The 21,746-nt window shown below is 33.3% G+C and carries 24 protein-coding genes; 4 read left to right on the top strand and 20 right to left on the bottom strand.

Going from position 1 to position 21,746, the window contains the following annotated elements; translation table 11 throughout:
• From APR43_RS12690 to APR43_RS12680, 3 genes are read left to right on the top strand one after another with little or no spacing between them, the layout of a single operon-like run.
• Window positions 1–306 (top strand): 2TM domain-containing protein, encoded by a 306-nt coding sequence (locus APR43_RS12690; RefSeq protein WP_235992041.1) that lies wholly within the window; start codon window positions 1–3, stop codon window positions 304–306.
• Between the two features lie 19 nt (window positions 307–325).
• On the top strand, window positions 326–694 hold the full coding sequence (locus tag APR43_RS12685) for a 2TM domain-containing protein (protein ID WP_053473880.1): 369 nt from the start codon (window positions 326–328) through the stop codon (window positions 692–694).
• Window positions 695–733: 39 nt separating this feature from the next.
• Window positions 734–1,501, top strand: a complete 768-nt coding sequence (locus APR43_RS12680; protein ID WP_053473881.1) for a LytR/AlgR family response regulator transcription factor — start codon at window positions 734–736, stop codon at window positions 1,499–1,501.
• Between the two features lie 250 nt (window positions 1,502–1,751).
• Here APR43_RS12680 and APR43_RS12675 read toward each other — a convergent pair whose 3' ends face one another.
• From APR43_RS12675 to APR43_RS12665, 3 genes are read right to left on the bottom strand one after another with little or no spacing between them, the layout of a single operon-like run.
• Window positions 1,752–2,777 (bottom strand): COX15/CtaA family protein, encoded by a 1,026-nt coding sequence (locus tag APR43_RS12675; RefSeq protein ID WP_053473882.1) that lies wholly within the window; start codon window positions 2,775–2,777, stop codon window positions 1,752–1,754.
• Window positions 2,774–3,124, bottom strand: a complete 351-nt coding sequence (locus tag APR43_RS12670; protein WP_053473883.1) for a hypothetical protein — start codon at window positions 3,122–3,124, stop codon at window positions 2,774–2,776. Before APR43_RS12670 ends, APR43_RS12675 begins: the two co-directional genes overlap by 4 nt.
• Window positions 3,125–4,555: a CCA tRNA nucleotidyltransferase gene (locus APR43_RS12665; protein WP_053473884.1), complete on the bottom strand. Its 1,431-nt coding sequence runs from the start codon at window positions 4,553–4,555 to the stop codon at window positions 3,125–3,127.
• Window positions 4,556–5,086: 531 nt separating this feature from the next.
• Here APR43_RS12665 and yaaA point away from each other — a divergent pair.
• Window positions 5,087–5,845, top strand: coding sequence for a peroxide stress protein YaaA (gene yaaA / locus APR43_RS12660; RefSeq protein WP_053473885.1), 759 nt, complete (start codon window positions 5,087–5,089; stop codon window positions 5,843–5,845).
• 229 nt (window positions 5,846–6,074) lie between these two features.
• Here the strand turns inward: yaaA and APR43_RS12655 are convergent, their stop codons facing one another.
• From APR43_RS12655 to APR43_RS12570, 17 genes are all read right to left on the bottom strand, one after another.
• A complete protein-coding gene (locus tag APR43_RS12655) occupies window positions 6,075–7,664 on the bottom strand; it encodes an MDR family MFS transporter (RefSeq protein ID WP_053473886.1) in 1,590 nt (529 codons plus the stop codon).
• 4 nt (window positions 7,665–7,668) lie between these two features.
• Complete coding sequence (locus APR43_RS12650) at window positions 7,669–8,748, bottom strand: HlyD family secretion protein (RefSeq protein ID WP_053473887.1); 1,080 nt, start codon at window positions 8,746–8,748, stop codon at window positions 7,669–7,671.
• An 11-nt stretch (window positions 8,749–8,759) separates the two neighbouring features.
• Window positions 8,760–10,079: a TolC family protein gene (locus APR43_RS12645; protein WP_053473888.1), complete on the bottom strand. Its 1,320-nt coding sequence runs from the start codon at window positions 10,077–10,079 to the stop codon at window positions 8,760–8,762.
• On the bottom strand, window positions 10,069–10,698 hold the full coding sequence (locus tag APR43_RS12640; protein ID WP_053473889.1) for a TetR/AcrR family transcriptional regulator: 630 nt from the start codon (window positions 10,696–10,698) through the stop codon (window positions 10,069–10,071). The genes APR43_RS12645 and APR43_RS12640 overlap by 11 nt, the downstream gene beginning before the upstream one ends.
• A 159-nt stretch (window positions 10,699–10,857) precedes the next feature.
• Complete coding sequence (locus APR43_RS12635; RefSeq protein WP_053473890.1) at window positions 10,858–11,175, bottom strand: type II toxin-antitoxin system RelE/ParE family toxin; 318 nt, start codon at window positions 11,173–11,175, stop codon at window positions 10,858–10,860.
• Entirely contained in the window at window positions 11,166–11,408 is a 243-nt protein-coding gene (locus tag APR43_RS12630; protein ID WP_053473891.1) for a hypothetical protein, read from the bottom strand. Before APR43_RS12630 ends, APR43_RS12635 begins: the two co-directional genes overlap by 10 nt.
• Window positions 11,409–11,453: 45 nt before the next feature.
• Window positions 11,454–12,215 (bottom strand): tryptophan synthase subunit alpha, encoded by a 762-nt coding sequence (trpA, locus tag APR43_RS12625; RefSeq protein WP_053473892.1) that lies wholly within the window; start codon window positions 12,213–12,215, stop codon window positions 11,454–11,456.
• A gap of 107 nt (window positions 12,216–12,322) precedes the next feature.
• Window positions 12,323–13,060, bottom strand: coding sequence for a carbon-nitrogen hydrolase family protein (locus tag APR43_RS12620; protein ID WP_053473893.1), 738 nt, complete (start codon window positions 13,058–13,060; stop codon window positions 12,323–12,325).
• Window positions 13,061–13,068: 8 nt separating this feature from the next.
• Window positions 13,069–13,386: a gamma-glutamylcyclotransferase family protein gene (locus APR43_RS12615; protein WP_053473894.1), complete on the bottom strand. Its 318-nt coding sequence runs from the start codon at window positions 13,384–13,386 to the stop codon at window positions 13,069–13,071.
• Between the two features lie 126 nt (window positions 13,387–13,512).
• On the bottom strand, window positions 13,513–14,694 hold the full coding sequence (gene trpB, locus APR43_RS12610) for a tryptophan synthase subunit beta (RefSeq protein ID WP_053473895.1): 1,182 nt from the start codon (window positions 14,692–14,694) through the stop codon (window positions 13,513–13,515).
• Window positions 14,695–14,706: 12 nt separating this feature from the next.
• Entirely contained in the window at window positions 14,707–15,339 is a 633-nt protein-coding gene (locus tag APR43_RS12605) for a phosphoribosylanthranilate isomerase (protein ID WP_053473896.1), read from the bottom strand.
• A gap of 140 nt (window positions 15,340–15,479) precedes the next feature.
• Entirely contained in the window at window positions 15,480–16,265 is a 786-nt protein-coding gene (gene trpC / locus APR43_RS12600; RefSeq protein WP_053473897.1) for an indole-3-glycerol phosphate synthase TrpC, read from the bottom strand.
• Window positions 16,266–16,336: 71 nt separating this feature from the next.
• Window positions 16,337–17,329 (bottom strand): anthranilate phosphoribosyltransferase, encoded by a 993-nt coding sequence (gene trpD, locus APR43_RS12595; protein WP_053473898.1) that lies wholly within the window; start codon window positions 17,327–17,329, stop codon window positions 16,337–16,339.
• An 83-nt stretch (window positions 17,330–17,412) separates the two neighbouring features.
• Window positions 17,413–17,979 carry an anthranilate synthase component II gene (locus APR43_RS12590; protein WP_053473972.1) on the bottom strand — a complete coding sequence of 189 codons (567 nt, stop codon included), beginning with the start codon at window positions 17,977–17,979 and terminating at the stop codon, window positions 17,413–17,415.
• 89 nt (window positions 17,980–18,068) lie between these two features.
• The gene (locus APR43_RS12585) at window positions 18,069–18,509 is read right to left on the bottom strand and encodes a hypothetical protein (RefSeq protein WP_053473899.1); all 441 of its coding nucleotides are present in this window, start codon (window positions 18,507–18,509) and stop codon (window positions 18,069–18,071) included.
• A 196-nt stretch (window positions 18,510–18,705) separates the two neighbouring features.
• Window positions 18,706–20,106 carry an anthranilate synthase component I family protein gene (locus APR43_RS12575; RefSeq protein ID WP_053473901.1) on the bottom strand — a complete coding sequence of 467 codons (1,401 nt, stop codon included), beginning with the start codon at window positions 20,104–20,106 and terminating at the stop codon, window positions 18,706–18,708.
• 298 nt (window positions 20,107–20,404) lie between these two features.
• Window positions 20,405–21,682 (bottom strand): hypothetical protein, encoded by a 1,278-nt coding sequence (locus tag APR43_RS12570; RefSeq protein WP_053473902.1) that lies wholly within the window; start codon window positions 21,680–21,682, stop codon window positions 20,405–20,407.
• Window positions 21,683–21,746: the final 64 nt, after the last annotated feature.

Raw genomic sequence — 21,746 nt, 5'->3', positions numbered from 1 at the left:
ATGGAAATGAATTTTAATGAAGATGATAAATACTTTTTAGCAAAAAAGAAAGTAGAAAGTATTAAAGGATTTTACGGAAATCTTGTTGCTTATATTTTAGTAAACGCAATTTTGATTTTCATTAATCTATATACTTCACCAAAATATTTGTGGTTTTTCTGGCCGTTAATGTGGTGGGGAATTGGAGTTGTTTTTCATGGATTAAAGGTTTTTGAAGTATTTCCGGTTTTAGGAAAAGACTGGGAAGAAAGAAAAATCAAAGAGTTTATGGAAAAGGAAAAAGAGAATAAAAATAAATGGAAATAATTTTAAAGAAATAAATATTATGGGACGTTTTAGAAGACGCATGTACGAAGAATATGCACACGAATTCAGCACAGACGAAAATTATAATAATGCTTATAGAAAAGTTAAAAGGTTAAAAGGTTTTTACTCGCATATAAGAGTTTATCTTATTGTGAATGTAATCATTATAATCGCAAATTTAAACCGGGATATTTTTAGCGAAAATATTCATGAAAGCGGATTAATGGACTGGCAGACTTATTCAACAGCATTTTTCTGGGGAATTGGTTTATTGGCGCACGCAATGTCTGTTTTTGGACGTGATCTTTTCTTTAGTGACGATTGGGAGCAAAAGAAAATCCAAAAATATATGGAGAAAGAAGCCGCGAATACAAATAAATGGGAGTAACTTTGAAATACTATTTTTTCTAAATTTTGTATATAGTAAATGATCACATTAATTATAGAAGACGAAAAACCAGCGGCAAGATTGCTGCAAAGAAAACTTGAAAAGTTAGACGTTACCGTAGAAACGATGCTTCATTCCGTTGAAGAATCAGTTCATTGGTTTAGCAATAACCAGCATCCGGATTTAATTTTTCTGGATATACAATTATCAGATGGATTGTCGTTTGAAATTTTTGAAAAAATAGATATTAAAAGCGCTATCATTTTTACTACAGCTTATGATGAATATGCATTAAAAGCGTTTAAACTAAATAGCATAGATTATCTTCTAAAACCAATTGACGAAGATGATCTCGAAGCAGCGGTTTCAAAATTTAAATCCCGACTTCCAAAAACAGCTTCTGAAACTTCAAACGTGCAGCTTGATTTTGAACAGATTCGCCAAATGCTGTCAAATCCTTTTGAAAAAACATACAAAAAGAGATTCACAGTTAAAATTGGTCAGCATTTAAAAGTAATTACTACTGAAGAAATTGAATGTTTTTTTAGTGAAAACAAAGGAACATACATTCATACTTATGACAATCGAAATTATTTAATCGATTCGACTTTAGAGATTCTGGAGCAGGAATTAGACAAAAAGGATTTCTTTCGCGTAAGCAGAAAATTTATTGTCCCGCTTCAGGCCATTAAAGAAATTCAGGTATATACGAATTCACGTTTAAAAGTAATTTTACCAACTTACAAAGAAGATGAGGTTATTGTAAGCCGTGAAAAGGTGCAGGATTTTAAAACCTGGCTGGGGTAAAATGAATTTGTTTAAATGATGAACACATATGTTTCTACGGAACGTATGTGTTCATCATTATCATTTCTGACGGATTGAAATCCGTCTCTACAATATGAATCGTTCCTTCGGAACTTTTATGATCTATGATTGTCATTTTATCGGAATTTTTTAAATTATCCCAATAAAGAGCCAGAGGCTCGATTTATATTGTAGGGCCGGATTTCAATCCGGTTAACGAAACGTAAATTTTTTATTTTAATTCAAAACATTATTTGCTCAATCGGTGCAATGTATATGTCATTGCGCTCAAAAGGAAAAAAGCCATAATTTGGTGAATTAATCCTAAAGCCAAAGGCACGCTGTATAATAAAGTAAAAACACCAAGAAGGAATTGTATAAAAACAAAAACTACCAAAGTGTTGATTCCGTTTGCCTGTGTATTAGTAAGTGTATATTTTTTGCTTTTGAAGAAAAGAAAAAGAATAATCCCAACTACAAAATAAGCAAAAGTTCTGTGTACAAACTGAACACCGCTTTTCCCTTCAATTAAATTTTTAATCAAACTAGATTGCTCAATAAAAACCGATTCATGAATAAATTCTCCATCGCTCATTAAAGGCCAGTGATTGTGAATTAATCCGGCGTTTAATCCCGCAACAAATCCACCATAAATAATCTGGATCAATAAAGCGACCAAAGCATATCTGGCGATTTTTCGAAGCGGTAATATTTTATTGATGTTTCTTTCAGGATAAATCAAATCCAGCGCCACCCAAAGCGTATATGCAAAAGTTATAAAAGCAAAAGTTAAGTGTAAGGAAAGTCTAAAATGACTCACATCCGGATTATCAATTAATCCGCTTCGAACCATAAACCATCCAAGAAAACCTTGAAAAGCACCCATTGCCAAAAGAACAATACATTTTTTAATTGTTGGTGTATCTAATTTTTTTCTGATTAAGAAATAAACAAAAGGAACAAAGAAAACCAATCCAATTATACGACCGATGAAACGGTGAAACCATTCCCAGAAATAAATGAATTTATAATCTGCTAATTGAAAATCGTTGTGAATATTGATTTTTTGGTACTCTGGAAATTTTTTATATTCATCAAAAGCAGCCTGCCATTTTGCATCAGTTAATGGCGGAAATGTGTCGGTAACTAAATGCCAGTCCGTCATTGATAAACCTGAATTGGTTAAACGCGTGATGCCGCCCACGACAACCATTAAAAATAATAAAACACAACCTGATAGTAACCAAATGATTACTGATTTATTCTCTTTTTTCATTCTTTTCCGATTAATTCGATTTCTTTTCTATGATTTATTTTTCTTAGATAAAAATTTAAGAAAAATAAGTTTGCTAAAACGCTAAAAAATAGTGTTGCCGTAACAAACAAAATCATAAAAGTGTTGTTGTTCTTAATTCTTATATTTACTAAATCAGATATTAATTCTCTTAAAACAGCCAAAATACAGAAGACTGTAAATGATAAAATTATACTGATTAAGAAAAAAAATAATGTATGTTTGAAACGCTTTGTTTTAATATTTCTAAGTTTTTTATAAAATAGATAGTTAGGTAATACAACTATCATTAAAATTAAAATTCTTAAAATTATAACTGCAAGACTCATTTATTTTTTAAGAGTTAAATTTAACTTCGCAGCTCTTTTAATCACAAAATCATACGCAGCCTGATATTCATTTGGAATATCACCTTCTAAAATAGCTTCTTTTACGGCTTCCTTTAAAACTCCAATTTCACGAGAAGGTTTCAAATCGAACATTTCCATAATTTCTTCACCTGAAATTGGCGGCTGAAAATTACGAACGTGATCGCGTTCTTCAACTTCAACAATTTTCTTGCGAACAATTTCAAAGTTTTTATGATATTTCTTAAACTTCGCTGGGTTTTTGGTTGTAATATCAGCTTCACATAAAGTCATTAAATCCTCTACATCTTCACCCGCATCAAAAACCAAACGACGAACTGCGCTGTCGGTTACAATATCTTGCGCCAAAACAATTGGACGTGAACTCATAATAACCATTTTTTGTACAAATTTCATTTTGTGATTCAACGGCATATGTAAACGTTCGAATATCTTTTTAGCCATTTTTCCACCCAAAAACTCATGTCCGTGAAAAGTCCAGCCCTGTTTTTTATTGAAACGTTTTGTTGGAGCTTTTCCAATATCGTGTAATAAAGCTGACCATCGTAACCAAACATCATCTGTATTTGGGCAAATGTTATCAACGACTTCAAGTGTATGGTAAAAGTTGTTTTTATGTGTATGACCTTCAATTTCTTCCACCTGATTTAAAGCTGTTAATTCAGGTAAGATTAAATCTAAAAGTCCGGTTTTATATAAAAGTAAAAATCCGGTTGACGGTTTTGGTGTAGAAAGGATTTTGTTTAATTCGTCTACAATTCTTTCACCTGAAATAATCTTGATACGATCTGCATTTTTGGTAATCGCATTCAAAGAATTTTCTTCAATTTCGAAATTCAACTGCGTGGCAAAACGAATAGCACGAAGCATTCTCAGCGGATCATCAGAATAAGTAATATCCGGATCTAAAGGCGTTTTGATGGTTTTACTTTCTAAATGCGCCAATCCATTAAACGGATCTAAAAGATCTCCGAAGTTGTTTTTATTTAAAGATAAAGCCAAAGCGTTGATCGTAAAATCACGACGGTTTTGATCATCCTGAAGCGTTCCATTTTCTACAATCGGATTTCGGCTGTCGAAATTATAAGATTCTTTTCGGGCACCAACAAATTCAATATCAGTATCTTCAAAACGAAGCATTGCTGTTCCGTAAGTTTTAAAAACCTGAACTTTTGGTTTATTCGGAAGTAAGTCAGAAACTTTAAGCGCTAATTCGATGCCGCTTCCAACTGCTACAACGTCGATGTCTTTTTTAGAACCTCGGTTTAAAAGCAAATCACGAACGAAACCTCCTATCACATAAGAGTCTACATTTAATTCCTGAGAAGCTTTCGAAATAATATCGAAGATTTTGTTTTGTAAAGCAGTTTTATAATTTGTTTGTATAGCCACGAATTCACTAATTTTTGAATAAAGATGATTTCAATTTTCGAAGAAATGAAATGCATGCAAATTTACAACATAGAAAATCCCTATTATAATCTATAGCTCACTTTTTTGAACAATTTCATATTTTGATGCGTTGATTTTTATGAATTGAGAAAGTGCTGCCACGAATTACACTAATTTTCACGAATTATTTTTTTTCTGCCACAGATTAAAAGAATTAAAAGGATTAAAAAAAATCTGTGGAAATCCTTTAATCTGTGGCTAAAAATCTTCGCAATCTGCATGAAAAAATAATTCGTGAAAATTCGTGGCAGAAAAATATAGCCACAGATTAAAAGGATTAAAAAGATTAAAAAATCTGTGGAAATCTTTTTAATCTGTGGCAAAAATCTTCGCAATCTATGTGAAAGAATAATTCGTGAAAATTAGTGTAATTCGTGGCAGAAAAAATTATACAACAATAAAACAAATCAATTGCAATAACATATTTTTAAAAATTCAATTTGTATTTTTGAGTCATATAAAAATGCACAAATGAAAATTGTTATATCGCCGGCGAAATCACTGAATTTCGAAAAAGAATTACCTACTGCTCAACATACTGAACCTTTATTTTTAAAAGAAGCGCGTCAGGTTCATAAAATACTAAAAGGAAAAAAGCCTGCTGAATTATCTCATTTAATGTCAATTTCAGACAAACTTGCCGATTTAAACTGGAAACGAAACCAAGACTGGAAAACTCCATTTACGGTTGAAAATGCCCGTCCCGCAGTTTATACTTTTGACGGTGATGTTTATACAGGTTTAGACGCCTATTCAATTCCGTTAGAAAAATTAGATGTTTTACAAGATAAACTTAGAATTTTATCCGGACTTTACGGCGTTTTAAAACCGCTTGATTTAATGCAGGCATACCGCTTAGAAATGGGAACAAAATTACCTGTTGGCGATTATAAAAACCTGCATGAATTTTGGAAACCTGTTGTTACAAAAGCTTTAAATAAAGAATTGACGAAAGGAGAATTATTCGTTAATTTAGCCAGTAACGAATACTTTTCGGCAGTTGATGTAAAAGCTTTAAAAGTTCCTGTAATTACTCCGGATTTTAAAGATTATAAAGACGGAAAATTAAAAATGATCAGTTTCTTTGCAAAAAAGGCGAGAGGTATGATGGTTCGTTATATTATTGATACAAATGCTGAAACTATTGATGACTTAAAAGGTTTCAATTATGAAGGTTATCATTTTGACGCGAATCTTTCAAAAGGAAATCATTTGGTTTTTACAAGATGATTTTTAAGATGCTAAGGTTCTGAGTTGCTAAGATTCTAAGATTTTTACTGCAAAGAGCGCAAAGATTTGCGCAAGGTTCGCAAAGTTTTTACACAAACCTTTGCGAACTTTGTTTTTTTAAACCTCTTATAAATATATACTCTTTGCGCACTTTGCGGTTAAATTAAAAAAATAAACGCCGAATTCAATTTAGAATTCGGCGTTTCTGCGTATTATAAAATTATTATTATTAGTGCATTGCGTCGGCTGCGCTAATCTTGTTCTTCCCTTTTTTGATGAAGAGAATAATCGGTATACAGCATAAAAACATAATTCCCAGATACATAAAAATATCCATGTAAGCTAAAACAGTACTTTGTTTTAATACTGAATATTCTATTCCCTGATAAGCTTTTTTAAGTGCAACATCAGCGCTATATCCTTTAGACATAAACGCTCTTTGCATTCCTGCGATACGCTGCTGAACATCATATCGTGCAGGATCTAAATTGTTAATCAAATCAACTCTGTGTTCCTGACTAAAACGTGTGATGAAAGTGGTAATAATTGCAATACCAAATGAACCTCCTAACTGACGCATCATTCCGGTAAAAGCCGCTCCTTCACCAATTTGTTTTCCTTTTAAAGTTGAAAGCGAAAGGGTTGTAATTGGAACGAAAAGTAACCCAAGACCAATTCCTCTCAAAATCAATGGCCAATACATATGTTCTACACCAGTATCTGGGGTCATACGAGTCTGCATCATGAAGGTAAAGAAGAAGAAAACTAAAAATCCAACTCCAACCATATAACCTTGCGGAACACCTTTTTGAATCATATTTCCAACAAAAGGCATCATAATCGCCGTTGTAATAGATCCCGGAATTAATAATAATCCGGCATCAGTTGCCGTCCATCCTAAAATTGACTGCGTATAAATAGGGATAATTAAAGTTGAACCATATAATCCGAAACCAAGAATGAAACACATTACAGTTCCAATTCTTAAATTTCCATCTTTTAAAACGCTTAAGTTTACAATTGGATGTTTGTAAGTCAGCTCTCTCCAAATAAAAAGAACCAATCCTAAAACAGTCACAACACTTAAAGTTACAATAAGAGAATCGTTAAACCAGTCATCCTGTTGTCCGTGTTCAAGAACGAATTGTAAAGAACCAATAAAGGCGCTCAACAAGAAAATTCCCCACCAGTCAACCTGATTTGCTTTTAATTTTTCTCCATATTTCGGGCTTCTTACGAAAGTTAAAGCCAAAATAGTAGCGATAATTCCAAGCGGAATATTGATGTAAAAGATATAAGGCCAAGAATAATTATCTACTAAATATCCTCCCAAAGGCGGACCTAAAGTTGGACCAACAATTACACCCATTCCGTAAATTGCCTGCGCCATTCCGCGTTTTGCAACCGGATAACTTTCTGTAATAATCGTTTGGGCTGTTACAAGTAACGCTCCACCACCCATACCTTGTACGAATCGGAAGGCTACAAGTTCCCAAATATTACTGGCATTTCCACACAAAAAGGAACAAACGGTAAATATAATGATAGAAGCCACAAAATAATTACGTCTTCCAAATTGCTGAGATAACCAGCTCGTCATCGGAATTACAATAACATTCGCAATTGCGTATGCTGTAATAACCCACGCCACATCGGTCAAGGTAGCACCAAGACTTCCGCGCATGTCTGTTAGAGCTACGTTTACAATCGTCGTATCAACAATTTCCAGCAATGCACAAAGTACTGCCGTAATGGTAATAATAACGCGTCGGTAACCGTATTCTACTAAATCGTCGTCTGCTTGTACTGCTGCTGCCATTTATTTATTTTAAATGTACGTCTACGTCAACATTCATTCCTGGTCTTAAAAGTTTTACTTTTTCAGGATCGTTTGCTTGATCTAAACTAATTTTTACTGGTAATCTCTGAATTGTTTTTACGAAGTTTCCTGTAGCATTATCAGGAGGTAACAATGAAAAACGTGATCCTGTTGCTGGAGAAAATGAAGTTACAGTACCTTTAAACTCATAGTTAGGATAAGCATCAACTTTTAAACTTACTTTTTGCCCCACAACCATTTTGTTTAATTGTGTTTCTTTAAAATTCGCTACAACCCAAGCTTCATTGTTATTGATGATGTAAAATAAAGATTGTCCTGGCTGAACTAATTGTCCCGGCTGAATATCAACTTTAGAAACCTGACCATCAATAGCCGCTGTAACTACTGTATAGCTTAAATTTAAGTGAGCAACATCTAACATAGTTTTTGCTTTTTTGATGTTTGCTGCAGCAACTTCTGTTTGTTTGTCAGAAACTTTAGATTTTGACTGAATAACCGATTTTTGATAAGAAGTCGCTCTTTGTTGTTGTTCTAAAACACGTACTTGATTTTCAGCTTCATCTTTTGCAGTTTGAGCTTGTTCAAATTGTTGTTTTGTAATAGTATGTGTTTTATATAAATTGCTGTAACGGTTAAAATCGTTTGTAAGCTGTCTCAATCTAATTTTAGCACTTTCGATAGAACCACCTGCAGATCTCATTTGAGCGTCTGAAACAGAGATGCTTGCATAAGCACTTCCAATATCAGCTTTTGCAGCTTCGTATTGACCTTCAGCTCCTAATAATGCAGCATTTGCTTCATCGATTTTTAACTGATAATCTCTTTTATCGATAGTAAATAAAGTATCTCCTTTTTTTACATAGTCATTATCTTTCACATACACTTTGCTGATATATCCTGATACTCTCGGAATAATTGGGTTCATTTTTTTCTCAATTTGAGCATCATCCGTTTCTTCGTGTGCCAATGAGTGTAAGTATTTTGATATTCCGTAAGTTCCTCCCACTAAAACCAAAACGGTTAGTATGATGATGAATTTTTTATTTGTCTTTTTCTTTTCCATGAGAGCTTCGATTATATTTTAGAAAGATTGAATGATTGTGATAATTGTCCTGATACTGAAAGTAATTCGTAATATTTTTGGATGATGGTTGCTTTTGCTACAGCAGTATTAATTTTTGCGCTTAACTGCTCAACATCCGCTTCAACAAGATCATTGGTATCTGCAAGACCATTGTCGAATTTATCTTTTACAAGTCTATAGTTTTCAGTAGCTTGTTGAAAAGCTTCTTCATAAACCACACTTTGATTGATCGCTAAGTCATAATCTTCAATAGATTTTTGAACTTCTACTTTAATACGGTCAGTCATAATAGCCTCAGTATTTTTTACTTCAAGAGCTTTACTTTCTGCTTCTTTTACGTGTGCGCTGTTTTTAAGAATTCCAGATAAATCATAAGATAAACCTAAACCAAAATTCATAGCATATTTTACCGTAATAATGTCTTTAAGATCTAAAGCAGTATAACCTCCAAGTAATGAAATTGTTGGGTAGTATCCAGCTTTTGCAATCTTAACATTAGCCTCTGAAGCTTTTTGTTGTAAACGAATTGCCTCTAAATCTTTTCTGCTTTCAAGTGCCAAAGCATCAGATGTTGGAGCACCAGTTGTTTTTAAGTTAAAGAAATCATCTTCATTAACCTGAATTTTTACAGATGGCTCTAATTTAAGTAATGTCGTTAAATAAAAGTTGATATTGTTGATGTTGTTATTCGCTTCATCAATAGATAATTGCGTTTTTGAAACCAGTAATTGTGCTTTCAATAAATCATTTCTTGGAATGATTCCGTTTTTCTCTAATTCAATAAAATCAGTAACACGCTGTTTAGCACTTTTTTGATTTTCTGTTAAAACATCTAAAGTTTTTTGTGCTTTGTACAGAGCTGTGTAATAAGTAATTACTCTTAAAGCAACATCTTCTTTTGTTTTAGCCGCAGTAACGCTTTCCGCTTCGTATAAGCTTTCATAAGCGTCAATACTATTTTGGATTTTAAATCCTGCAAAAAGTGGTAAGCTTAAATTAGCCATTCCAAGCATTGCACGATCCGGAGAAGCTAAAGAAGCGCTTTCTCCCTGATTTGGCATATCGATCGAAGCTTTTGTTAATCGCTGATATTGCCCTGAAATTTTTAAATCTGGATATTGGTTATTCTTAACCGTTTGTAATTCATATTTCTTTGAGTTTACCTTAGTGTTGGCAAGCGTAACTTCGTTACTCTTTTCCCAGGCCATTTTTACGGCTTCATCTAAAGTTAAACTTGTTTTTTCTTGTGCTTCTATTGAAGAGATTCCTATAAAGAAAACTCCAAAGAGCATTAATTGACTAATTTTCATAAACAAGTAGCGCTTTTATAGTTTGTTGAATGTGCTTTGTAAGACTGTTTTTAATGTAATCGTTGTATAACGTTTCTGTTTTTAGATTTAAGAGTTCTTCAAAAAAAGATTTGTTCATGTGGAAATGAAAAAAAGTTCCCATAATCGTTGGTGTAATCAACGGAATTATGACATCTTTTCTAAAAATTCCTTTTGACTGGCCTTCTTTAATAATCGTTTCAAGAGATTTTAGATTCCCCTTTTTCAGCTCTGTAAAAGCCGCAAGACTTTCTTCTCTTTTTTTAGAATTAAGTTCGAAATGTAAAACTCTGAAAATCCCTCTGTTACAATTAATTCGATTGATATAAATTTCGACTAATTTATTGACTTTATCAAGAGGATGAAGATCTTCGTGTTGTAAACTTTCGATTTGCAGTTTTAAATCGGCTGTTTTGTGAATGATTAAAGATTCCAGTAATTTATCTTTTGAACCGAAATAATACGAAACCATAGCAATATTAATTTTTGCATGTTTCGAAATGTCCCGTATAGAAGTCCCCTCAAATCCTTTCTCAGAAAATAGCTTTTCAGCAACAGTAAGAATCTGAATTTTTTTATCGTTTAGTTCGATGTGTGACATGGTATTGTTTCTAATCGGATACAAAATTAAACACTTGTTTAATTTAAACACTTGTTTAATTTTTTTTTAACATAATATTAACATAAAACGGTTTCGTTTTTTGAGCAAAAAAAAGCTGAAACACTTAGTATTTCAGCTTTTTGAAAAATGATTATGAAATTATTTTCCTAATTTAAGTTTATCAGGATTTTGTCTTGTGTCGAAAATGTTTGAGATGAAAACGGTGTTTCGAGTTTCATCAATCCAATATATTATTTTGTAATTTTTAAAAATTAAATACCTGAAGTCTTGAATTCTATCTGATAAAAGTTCTTCTTTTTGCCCGCCAAATGCATTGAATTCTAAAGTTAGTGAAGAATCAATTATACCATTTATAAGTACTTGAGCAATTCTAATACCAGCTTTAAATTTGTAGTATTCAAAAATATCTTCAAGTTTATTTTCTGCAAATTGAGTCCAATAAACCGTTAATCCCATTTTTGAATTCTGGATTTTAGATCTTTAGCAGAAACAATTCTTCCTTGAAAAGCGTCATTAATTGATTGATCAATTTCATTGTTAAATTGATCAATATTCATTGGTTTCATTTCAGAATCTAATAATTCTACTTTTTTTTCATGAAGTAAATTTTCTAATCCAGTAACAATCTCTTCATTTTCAAGTCTCAGGAATTCCTGAACAAATGATATTTTACGAGCTTCTAAATCCATTTTGTTTTATTTTATTCAAAGATAAGTAATTATACAGACTAAATTCTATCGAATCTCTCCAACAAATTCCTCAATTTTCCCACTTCCGCTTTCGCTCAAATGTTTAATAAAAGCACTTCCAATAATAGCACCTTTTGCATATTTAGTAGCCTGATTGAAAGTTTCTTTATTTGAAATTCCGAAACCAACAATTTGAGGATTTTTTAAATTCAAATTTGAGATTCTTTCGAAATAGCTTTCCTGAACATCTCCAAAACCAAATTGAGATCCCGTAACACTTGCAGAACTTACCATATAAATAAATCCGTTTGAAACACTGTCGATAAAACGAATACGTTCATCTGAAGTTTGAGGCGTAATCAGGAACACATTTATTAAACCATATTTTTCGAAAATTGCTTTGTATTCTTCTGCATAAACATCAACTGGAAGATCTGGAATAATTAATCCGTCGATTCCAATTTCAGCACATTTTTGACAAAAAGCTTCAACTCCATATTGCAACATCGGATTAAAATAACCCATAATAATTAACGGAATTTTTACGCTTTCGCGGATGTTTTTCAGCTGATCGAAAAGAATTTGAGTTGTCATTCCGTTATGAAGCGCCTGTGTTGAACTCGCCTGGATTGTTGGTCCGTCTGCCAAAGGATCGCTGAAAGGAAGTCCAATTTCGATTAAATCAACACCGTTTTTTTCTAAATCCTGAATAATCTGCACCGTATCATTTAAGTTAGGATATCCTGCAGAAAAATAGATCGAAAGTATCTTTTTATCTTCTTGTAATTTTTGAGTTATTCTGTTCATTTTTAATATCTTTTTTCTCCTGCAAGGTTTTCAAAACCTTGTAGGTGTTTTATTTTAAGTAATTTATTTATACCTACAAGGTTTTGAAAACCTTGCAGGAGTCTTTGCTAGTCAATAATGATTTGAGTTGTCCAATTATTATTATGGTTTTCGACTAATAATAATCCGGAATCTGAATCATTCATCTGGCTAATTAATTCTCCTTTATTATTCCAAAATGCACTTTGACCTGCCGAAGGAGAGCCCCAGGATTCACCGCTGAAATTTGACATCAAAACATTCATTTGATGTTTCTCGGCATAATTTTGCAAGTCTCGATACGCATTCGGAATTCCGTTTGGTGAAAAGAAAATGCTGGCAATATAAATATCAGTTTCTCTCTTTTTTGCATTTTCCGGATGCAGCGGATTATCAATATCAGCACAAATGGCAAATGAAATCTTTTGATTTTCAATTGAAATAATTGGATTATTATCAAAAGAAGATTTAAAATAGTCATCTTCGCCTTCGTGTAAAAACTGCTTCGTATAAATGGAAACCGAATTATCCGGAGAAATTACAAATTCACCAATAAACAAATTGGAGTCAATTTCAATAGGGGCTCCGGCGATAATTATAATATTATTTTCTACAGCTAATTTTTGCAAATACTCCAAACGCGAATCGTTTTTTTGGAAAGCTAATTTTTGTGCATGTTCTCTTTCATAGCCTGTAATAGACATTTCAGGAAATACAATTAATTGCGCTTTATTTTTTATAGCCAATTCAATAAGACGATAATGATCTGATAAATTAGCATCGATATCTCCTCGGGTTGGTTTTGTTTGCGCGGCTGCTAGAATCATATCAATTATTAATTTTCTGTATAAATCCAAGCCTGTATTCCAGACTTTAATCTTACCTGAACTCTTTTATATGAGTTCGATTCGAATATATCTACTTTAGCCAGATCTGTATTTGAAATTGTATAAACAACCCCATATATAATATCTGAAAGATCATCGCTTGGAACCGCTACTACATAATCAGCCATTCCAAATTCTTCTTCTATTTGAAGGCTTTTTAGTTTGTATCCAAGAAGCTGGTCTGCAGTTCCCGTTAATACTTTATTGAAAACCTGCATTTGAATTTGTTTTGATCGTAATGTTCCGTAAGAGAATAACTTTTCCATATCTACTTTTTTCTAGTTATTTATTTGCGTTAGGGATGGGAGCGGCATCCTTTTTATTTTTTCTTTAAAAATAAAAAGATATAGCGGACAGCCCGACCGTAGGGAACGCCCAAATTACGATTTTTATTACAATTTAAAATAGTCAATATAATTATCTAAATCTTTGTCACCGCGGCCAGAAAGACTAATAACAACAACATCTGTTGGCTTAAATTTCTTTTGATCTAAAACTGCAAATGCGTGTGCACTTTCAATCGCCGGAATAATTCCTTCTAATTTTGTTAATTGCAAACCTGCATTCATTGCATCATCATCGGTAACAGAGAAAAATTCGCCACGTCCCGTTTGTGCCAAATGCGCATGTAAAGGCCCAACTCCAGGATAATCTAATCCTGCAGAAATTGAATATGGTTCTGTAATTTGTCCGTCTGGTGTTTGCATTAAAAGCGTTTTACAACCGTGAATGACGCCTACTTTTCCTAATTTACTTGTTGCAGCACTATGGCCGCTGTCAACACCTTTTCCGGCAGCTTCAACAGCAATAATTCCAACTTCCGGTTCATGTAAAAAGTGATAATACGTTCCTGCAGCGTTACTTCCGCCACCAATACAAGCAACCACATAATCAGGATTTTCACGTCCTTCTTTTTCTTTTAACTGCCATTTTATTTCTTCTGAAATAATACTCTGAAAACGCGTTACCATATCCGGATAAGGATGAGGTCCAATCGCCGATCCGATAATATAATGTGTATCAACCGGATTATTAATCCAATCGCGAATGGCTTCGTTTGTAGCATCTTTTAAAGTTCGTGAACCCGAAAGTGCCGGACGAACTTCTGCGCCTAACATTTTCATACGAGCCACGTTTGGTGCCTGACGCGCAATGTCAATTTCACCCATATAAACGATACATTCAATTCCCATTAAAGCGCAAACTGTTGCTGTTGCTACGCCGTGTTGACCCGCTCCGGTTTCGGCAATAATTCTTTTTTTACCCAAACGTTTTGCTAATAGAATCTGCCCGATTGTGTTGTTGACTTTGTGCGCTCCGGTATGATTTAAATCTTCTCTTTTTAGATAGACTTTGGTATTGTATTTTTCAGATAATCGTTTCGCAAAATACAACGGACTTGGGCGTCCTACATAATCTTTCAGCAGTTGGTTGAAGTCAGCTTTAAAATCTGGTTCATCCATTATGCTTAGGTATTTTTGGCGTAATTCTTCTACGTTTGGATAAAGCATTTCAGGAATGTAAGCTCCTCCAAATTCTCCGTAATATCCTTTTTCGTTGACGTTAAAACTCATTTTGTTTAAAGTTTAAAAGTTGGCAACATCAAATTTTCGTTTGAAATTGCTAAATAAATTTCTGTTTTTCAGCCCTGGTTCGATTTCAAATTTACTATTTACATCGATAGCATAAATAGGTAAATTGCTTTTTGAAATTTCTTCAATGGCTTTTAATTCGTTAATTCCGATTCCGCCGCTCAAAAAGAAGGGTTTATCTGAATTGTATTTTTTTAATATCGTCCAGTCGAATGTTGTTCCGTTGCCGCCCGGTAGTTTTCCTTTGGTGTCAAATAGGAAATAATCACAGACTGGTTCGAAAGGTTTTATCACTTCAAAATCAAAGTTTTCATCTGCGGAAAATGCTTTTATGATTTCGATTTTTTTTGATAGTTTACTTTTTAGTTCCGAACAAAATTCAACCGTTTCATTTCCGTGTAACTGAACGGCTTGTAAATTGTATTTTGTTACTTTTTCCAGAATTTCTTCCTGTGTTTGATTTACAAAAACTCCCACTTTTTTGATTGTTTTTATAAGTTCAGGAATGGTTCCGTTAAAATATCGCGCGGATTTTTCCCAGAAAATAAATCCCATATAATCGGGTAGGAGTGCGCCTACTTCGAGAATGTTTTCAGGATATTTCATGCCGCATATTTTGAGTTTCATTTTATATTTGTTTTTGCCACGAAGGCGCTAAGACACTAAGTTTTTTTGTTTTTTTGCCACTAAGGAGCTAAGACACTAAGTTTATTTTTTATAAACGAGCACAAATTAAATTTGCGCCTTTGTGACTTTGTGGCAAACCTTTACAGGCCAAGCTTGCTGATGAACTCTGTTGCGGCTTGTCCGGCGTTGTCGGTTTTCATGAAGTTTTCTCCAATTAGGAAACCTTTGTAGCCGTAAGGTTTTAGTTCCTGAATAGCTTCGATGGATGAAATTCCGCTTTCGGAAACTTTTACAAAATCATCTGGAATTTGCGATGCCAATTGTTTACTGAAATCTAAACTGACTTCGAAAGTTTTTAGGTTTCTGTTGTTTACACCAATCATGTCTAAAGTTGGCATAATTGATTTTTCCAGTTCTTCTTGGTTATGAACTTCTAACAGAACTTCTAAACCTAGATTTTTAGCAATTTCTGATAATGATTTGATTTCTTCACGAGTTAAAACAGCTGCGATTAGTAAAATCAAATCGGCTCCGTGTGCTTTTGCTTCTAAAATTTGGTATTCATCAACAATAAATTCTTTTCGCAAAAGCGGAATATTTACACTTGCTCTTGCCAAAAGTAAATCGTCTAAAGAACCTCCAAAATATTTCCCGTCTGTTAAAACCGAAATTCCGCAAGCTCCCGCACTTTCATAACCTTTTACAACTTCTTCAACTGTGAAATTGTGATTAATAACTGATTTTGAAGGAGAACGACGTTTGTGTTCAGCAATAATTCCAGTCGAACTTGCTTTTAGTTTCTGGCTTAATGAAATCGTTTCTTTTCCAAAAAATACCGAAGCTTCCAACTGAGAAACTGCAATGATTGATTTTTTGAGAACGACTTCTCGTTTTTTATCAAATATTATTTTATCTAAAATATTCATGATCGTTGTTTTGCCACAAAGTCACAAAGAAGCAAAAATTAGTGCTAATTCGTGAAATTTGTGTTTGTTTTTTATTTACTTAATTCCTGTAATGTTTGCAATGCTTTCAATCCTTTTCCAGACAATAAACTTTCTTTTGCTAATTCAAAACCTTGAAGCGGAGAACATTTTGTAACGGTTGCAATCGCCATTGCAGCATTTGCTAAAACTACATTGTTCTGTGCTTCAGTTCCTTTTCCAGAAATGATATTTGTAAATATTTCTGCTGATTCTTCGATGGTTTTTCCGCCTTCAATTTCAGTTTGAGATAAAAGCCTAACGCCAAAATCTTCCGGTTTTAGCATTCCTTCCATATGCGATGTTATCGTTTTGGTTGGACCTGTTAAAGAGATTTCATCATATCCGTCAAGCGAATGTAAAATGGTAAAATTGATATCGGTATTTTGATATAAATAAGCATACATTCTGGCTAATTCAAGATTGAAAACCCCAACTAATTGATTTTGAGGAAATGATGGATTTACCATTGGCCCTAACATATTAAAGAAGGTTTTTACCGCTAATTCTTTACGAATTGGTCCAACATTTTTCATTGCCGGATGAAATAGGGGAGCGTGTAAAACACAAATTCCTGCTTGATCGATACATTTTTCTAAAAACGAAGGATCATTGCTGAATTTAATTCCCATTTTTTCCATCACATTGCTCGATCCTGAAATAGATGAAACTCCGTAATTTCCATGTTTGGCAACTTTAATTCCCGCACCAGCCGATACGAAAGAAGCTAAAGTTGAAATGTTGAAAGTGTCTTTTCCATCGCCGCCTGTTCCGCATAAATCGATGGTATTGTAAGCTGATAAATCAACGCGAACACATAATTCTAATAAAGCTTCACGAAATCCAGAAAGCTCATCAATCGTAATGCTTCGCATCATAAATACAGTCAAAAATGCCGAAATCTGACTCGGATTGTATTGACCTGTTGATATATTAATCAAAACGTCTTTTGCTTCTTCTTTAGAAAGCACTTCGTGATTGATTAATTTGTTTAATATAGTTTTCATTTTTTTTAAGTTGCTAAGGTTCTAAGATGCTGAGATGCTAAGTTTTTTTACTGTGACTTTAAACTGGGGCTGAATACTGTAAACTAGCTTTTAATCCAATTCTCTAAAATCCTTTTTCCTTTTGGCGTTAAAACACTTTCAGGGTGAAACTGAACGCCTCTTACATCATATTTTTTGTGTCTTAATGACATGATCTGTCCGTTTTCATCGATTGAAGTTGCTTCCAAAACTTCTGGTAAATTGCTGTCTACAACCCATGAATGATACCTTCCTACTTCAAATTCGTTTCCTAAACCTTCAAATAAAGTTTCGTCTGAAACTACAGTTTTTACATTTGTCGAAACGCCGTGATAAACTTTATCAAGGTTAGAAAGCGTTCCTCCAAAAACTTCTCCAATTGCCTGTTGTCCTAAGCAAACGCCCAAAATACTTTTTGTTGGCGCATATTTTTCGATAACCGCTTTTAATAAACCGGCTTCATCAGGAATTCCGGGGCCAGGAGAAAGTAATATTTTATCGAAAGAAGCGATTTCGTCAATTTCGAATTCGTCGTTTCTGTAAACCGTTACTTCGCAGTTTAAATCTTCGAGATAGTGTACTAAATTATAAGTGAAACTATCGTAATTGTCTATAACTAATATTTTTTTCATGGCTTTTTTGTTTTGTTTCAAGTTTTCTTTGTTTCAGGTTTCAAGTTGTTGGAACGTGAAACTTGAAACTTTAAACCTGAAACTATTTTTTACTCTCGAACGTACTTCTCAGTAATAATTCTATCGATTCCTAATTTTTCTACTTTTTCAACTCCTTTTTGAGTTAAAGTATCGTTTTTGATTTTTACTACAAATTCAAATTTTCCATTTTCCCATTGACGGTTGTTGAAGTACTCCAAATTCTCAGTATAAATACTATCTTTTAAAGTGTATTTTCCGCCTCCGCCAAAGAATACTGCATTTGTTGAATCTTTACCATTATTTAAATCATGATTGAAAAAAGCAAAATGTGTATCGTTTATAATTTTAATCATTTTTGTTTTTGGATTGAAAGTCGAGAACGTTGAATCTTTTTCAGTCGTTTCTGCTGATATAAGACGCCAGGTTCCTTTAATTGGATTCTCTTTTTTTTCCGAATTACAAGAGGTTATAGTAATGATTAAAACTAGAATTGATAATGCTTTTTTCATGGTTTTTATGGTTTTATTCTTTGTTTGTTAATTGTTTTAGGTTTTACCAATCTTTGTCTCCAACGGTTGAAACCGTTGGCTATGTTTATATAGTATTCCTTTTATAGTTTGCTTTTCAAACATTGCCCGAGGTTTCAACCTCGGGAGACATTGCTGATCATTCTGTGTTACTGTGACAGAAAACTGCGACTGAAAACTATATTTTTTCTGCCATTTCAAGCGCTGTATTCAAGGCTCTTAATTTATTATAAACTTCCTGCATTTCGCTTTCTTCGTCAGAACTTGCTACGATTCCGGCTCCAGCCTGGCAATGTAACTGATGATTTTTACTAAGGAAAGTTCGAATCATAATGGCATGGTTAAAGTTTCCGTTAAAATCCATGAAACCAATTGCGCCTCCGTAGAAATTACGATTTGTTTTTTCGTAATCTTCAATTAATTGCATCGCTCTGTGTTTCGGTGCGCCGCTTAAAGTTCCTGCTGGGAAAGTATCGGCAACAACCTGCATCGTTGTAGCTTTTTCGTGTAAATGTCCGGTCACTTTAGAAACCAAGTGAATTACGTGCGAGAAAAACTGAACTTCTCTGTATTTCTCCACATTTACATCGTGACCGTTTCTGCTTAAATCGTTTCTTGCCAAATCGACCAGCATTACGTGTTCGCTGTTTTCTTTTTTATCTTCCGAAAGTTCTTTGGCTAAAAGTGCATCACGTTCATCATTTCCGGTTCTTTTGAAAGTTCCTGCGATGGGGTGAATTTCGGCTTTTCTGTTTTTTACGATAATTTGTGCTTCGGGCGAAGACCCAAATATTTTGAAATCTCCATAATCAAAAAAGAATAGGTAAGGAGATGGGTTGATGCTTCTTAAGGCTCTGTAAACATTGAATTCGTCACCTTTAAAACCTTGTGTAAAACGACGAGATAAAACTAACTGAAAAACGTCTCCACGGAAACAGTGTTTTTTAGCTAAAGCCACATTGTGCTTGAATTCTTCATCAGTTAAATTAGAGAAACCTTCGCCTTCTTTTGAAAATTTATATGAAGCAATATTTCTGGATTGCAGTAATTGTTCGATTACAGCAATGTTGTTTGTTCCATCAACGCTGTGGCAGAAAATATAGGCTTCGTTTTTAAAGTGATTGATGGCGATGATGTTTTGATAAACGGCATAAAAAACATCTGGAATTGAAGTTGCATTGTCTTTTTTAGCAATTGAAACTTTTTCAAAATAACGAACAGCATCGTAAGAAATGTATCCGAATAATCCATTATTGATAAATTTAAAATCGTTTTTCTCCGATTGAAATTTGCTTGAGAATTCCTGAATTACTTCGGGAATATTTGTTGAAGCATCAATTTTAGTTTGCTCTGAAGTTCCGTCAGGGAAAGTTTTTGAAATTGTTTCGTTTTCGATTTTAATCGTTGCAATCGGGTTGCAGCAAACGTAAGAGAAACTGTTGTCATTTCCGTGATAATCACTACTTTCCAATAATAAACTATTTGGAAATTTATCTCTTATTTTAAAATATATACTAACCGGCGTAATGGTGTCTGCCAGAATTTGTTTGTAATGTGTGTTGAGTATAAAAGGTTTCAAAGTATGTTGTTTTTAGTTTTTAATATTTTTCTGCTAAAGTTTCGACCAAAAAAAAGGGCTTGTCGTGATGACAAGCCCTTTTTGTTTATAGTTTTGAAAATACCATAGGAAGCTTAGTTCACGACGTTTGACGTAAATTGTTCCACCACCAAGTATTGTTCATTAATGTTTTCATTTCTTTATTTTGATGTGACAAAGATATAAATGTAATTTGAATTAGAATACATAAAATTTCAAAAAAAACTTTTCTAATTTTCTAAATTTGTTAAATTTTAAAATCTAAAACCTGCTTAAGGTCTTAATTTCCAATCGCAATCGTATTGTTTACATTTGCTCTAAAATCTGGATTTCCTTTGATATTTGGCATTGTAAACAACTCGCTGTTCTTGTATTTTGAGTATTCTATCCCAAAATTTGGGTTGTAATAATTTTGAATTGTGGCATCAGAACTAGATGATTCACTTGTAATTCCGCCGTTGCAATTGTTTACAATTATGTTTTTAAAACTCATTTTTGATAAGTTATCATTTCCATCTCCAATATTACTTTCTAATAAAACAAAAGGAGAAAAACCAGAAACAATACTGTTGGTTAAACTAAAAAAAGTATTTTCTCTAATATGAACAGATTCTCTAACCAAACCTTGATTATTTTCTTCAAGATTAACTAAAGTGATATTGGTTGCAGTGATTTTTGTCATTTTTTTACTCATATCCGTATTTTGAATCTTGTCGTACGAATCGACTTCAAAACATCTTGAACCAGAGATATCTGATGAAAAAGGATGACGAATAGCAATACTGTTGCTGATGCTGATTTGTGCGCCTTGCGTAAAATCGAAATCATCATCAGTTGTTCGGTATGAAATTAAGTTGTTCATATTTAAATCGCCGCCATAACATTCAAAAGAATCGTCATTTGAAAAACTGATCTGGATATTGCTTAATATTGTTTTTCTTCCAACTCCAGCCAATGAAAGCCCGTTAAGTTCTTTTTCAGAGCTCAATTTTCTTCCTGCAAATTCTATTCTAACATATTTTAAAATACCTGAATTATCTTCGGCATCCTGACCTCCATAATGATTTATTATTGGATCTAAAGTAAAAGGAAGTGTATGAAGTCCGCCAAGAAAATTAATTGGAGCTTTTCCCAAAATGATTATTCCGCCCCAGTCACCCGGACGTCTGTCTGCAATTTCTTTGTTTGAAGTAAAAATGATTGGATCTGTTTCTAAACCTTCGGCTACAATTTTTGCACCATTTGAAACAACAAGAGTTCCGCAGGTTTTGTCATCGCCTCGTATTACAGTTCCGGGTTCGATAGTTAAAGTGGCATTGTTTGTCACGTAAACAATACCTACTAATTGATATGTATTTCGTTTTACTAATCTGGTATCTTTATCAATTGTTCCTGCAATTATGTTGGTCGCTTCGCTATATTCCATTTTTGCCGGATTAAAATTGGTCCAATTGTTCATCCAGTTATTAGTACCGATTATTCCTTTTGTTTGTTGTTGAGCTTGAAGTAAAAAAGTGCTTAGAAGTGTAATTATTATAACACGTATTTTTGTTTTCATAACTATAATTTTAATTTCTAGTTTTGGATTTTTAATTTGCTCAAAATTAGACCCCGAATGTTAA

The sequence above is a fragment of the Flavobacterium sp. NLM genome, assembly GCF_002210235.1.
In the GTDB taxonomy this organism is placed as follows: domain Bacteria; phylum Bacteroidota; class Bacteroidia; order Flavobacteriales; family Flavobacteriaceae; genus Flavobacterium; species Flavobacterium panici.
The sequence above is the reverse complement of the archived record's forward strand: the minus strand, read 5'-3'. Positions and strand labels throughout refer to the sequence as shown.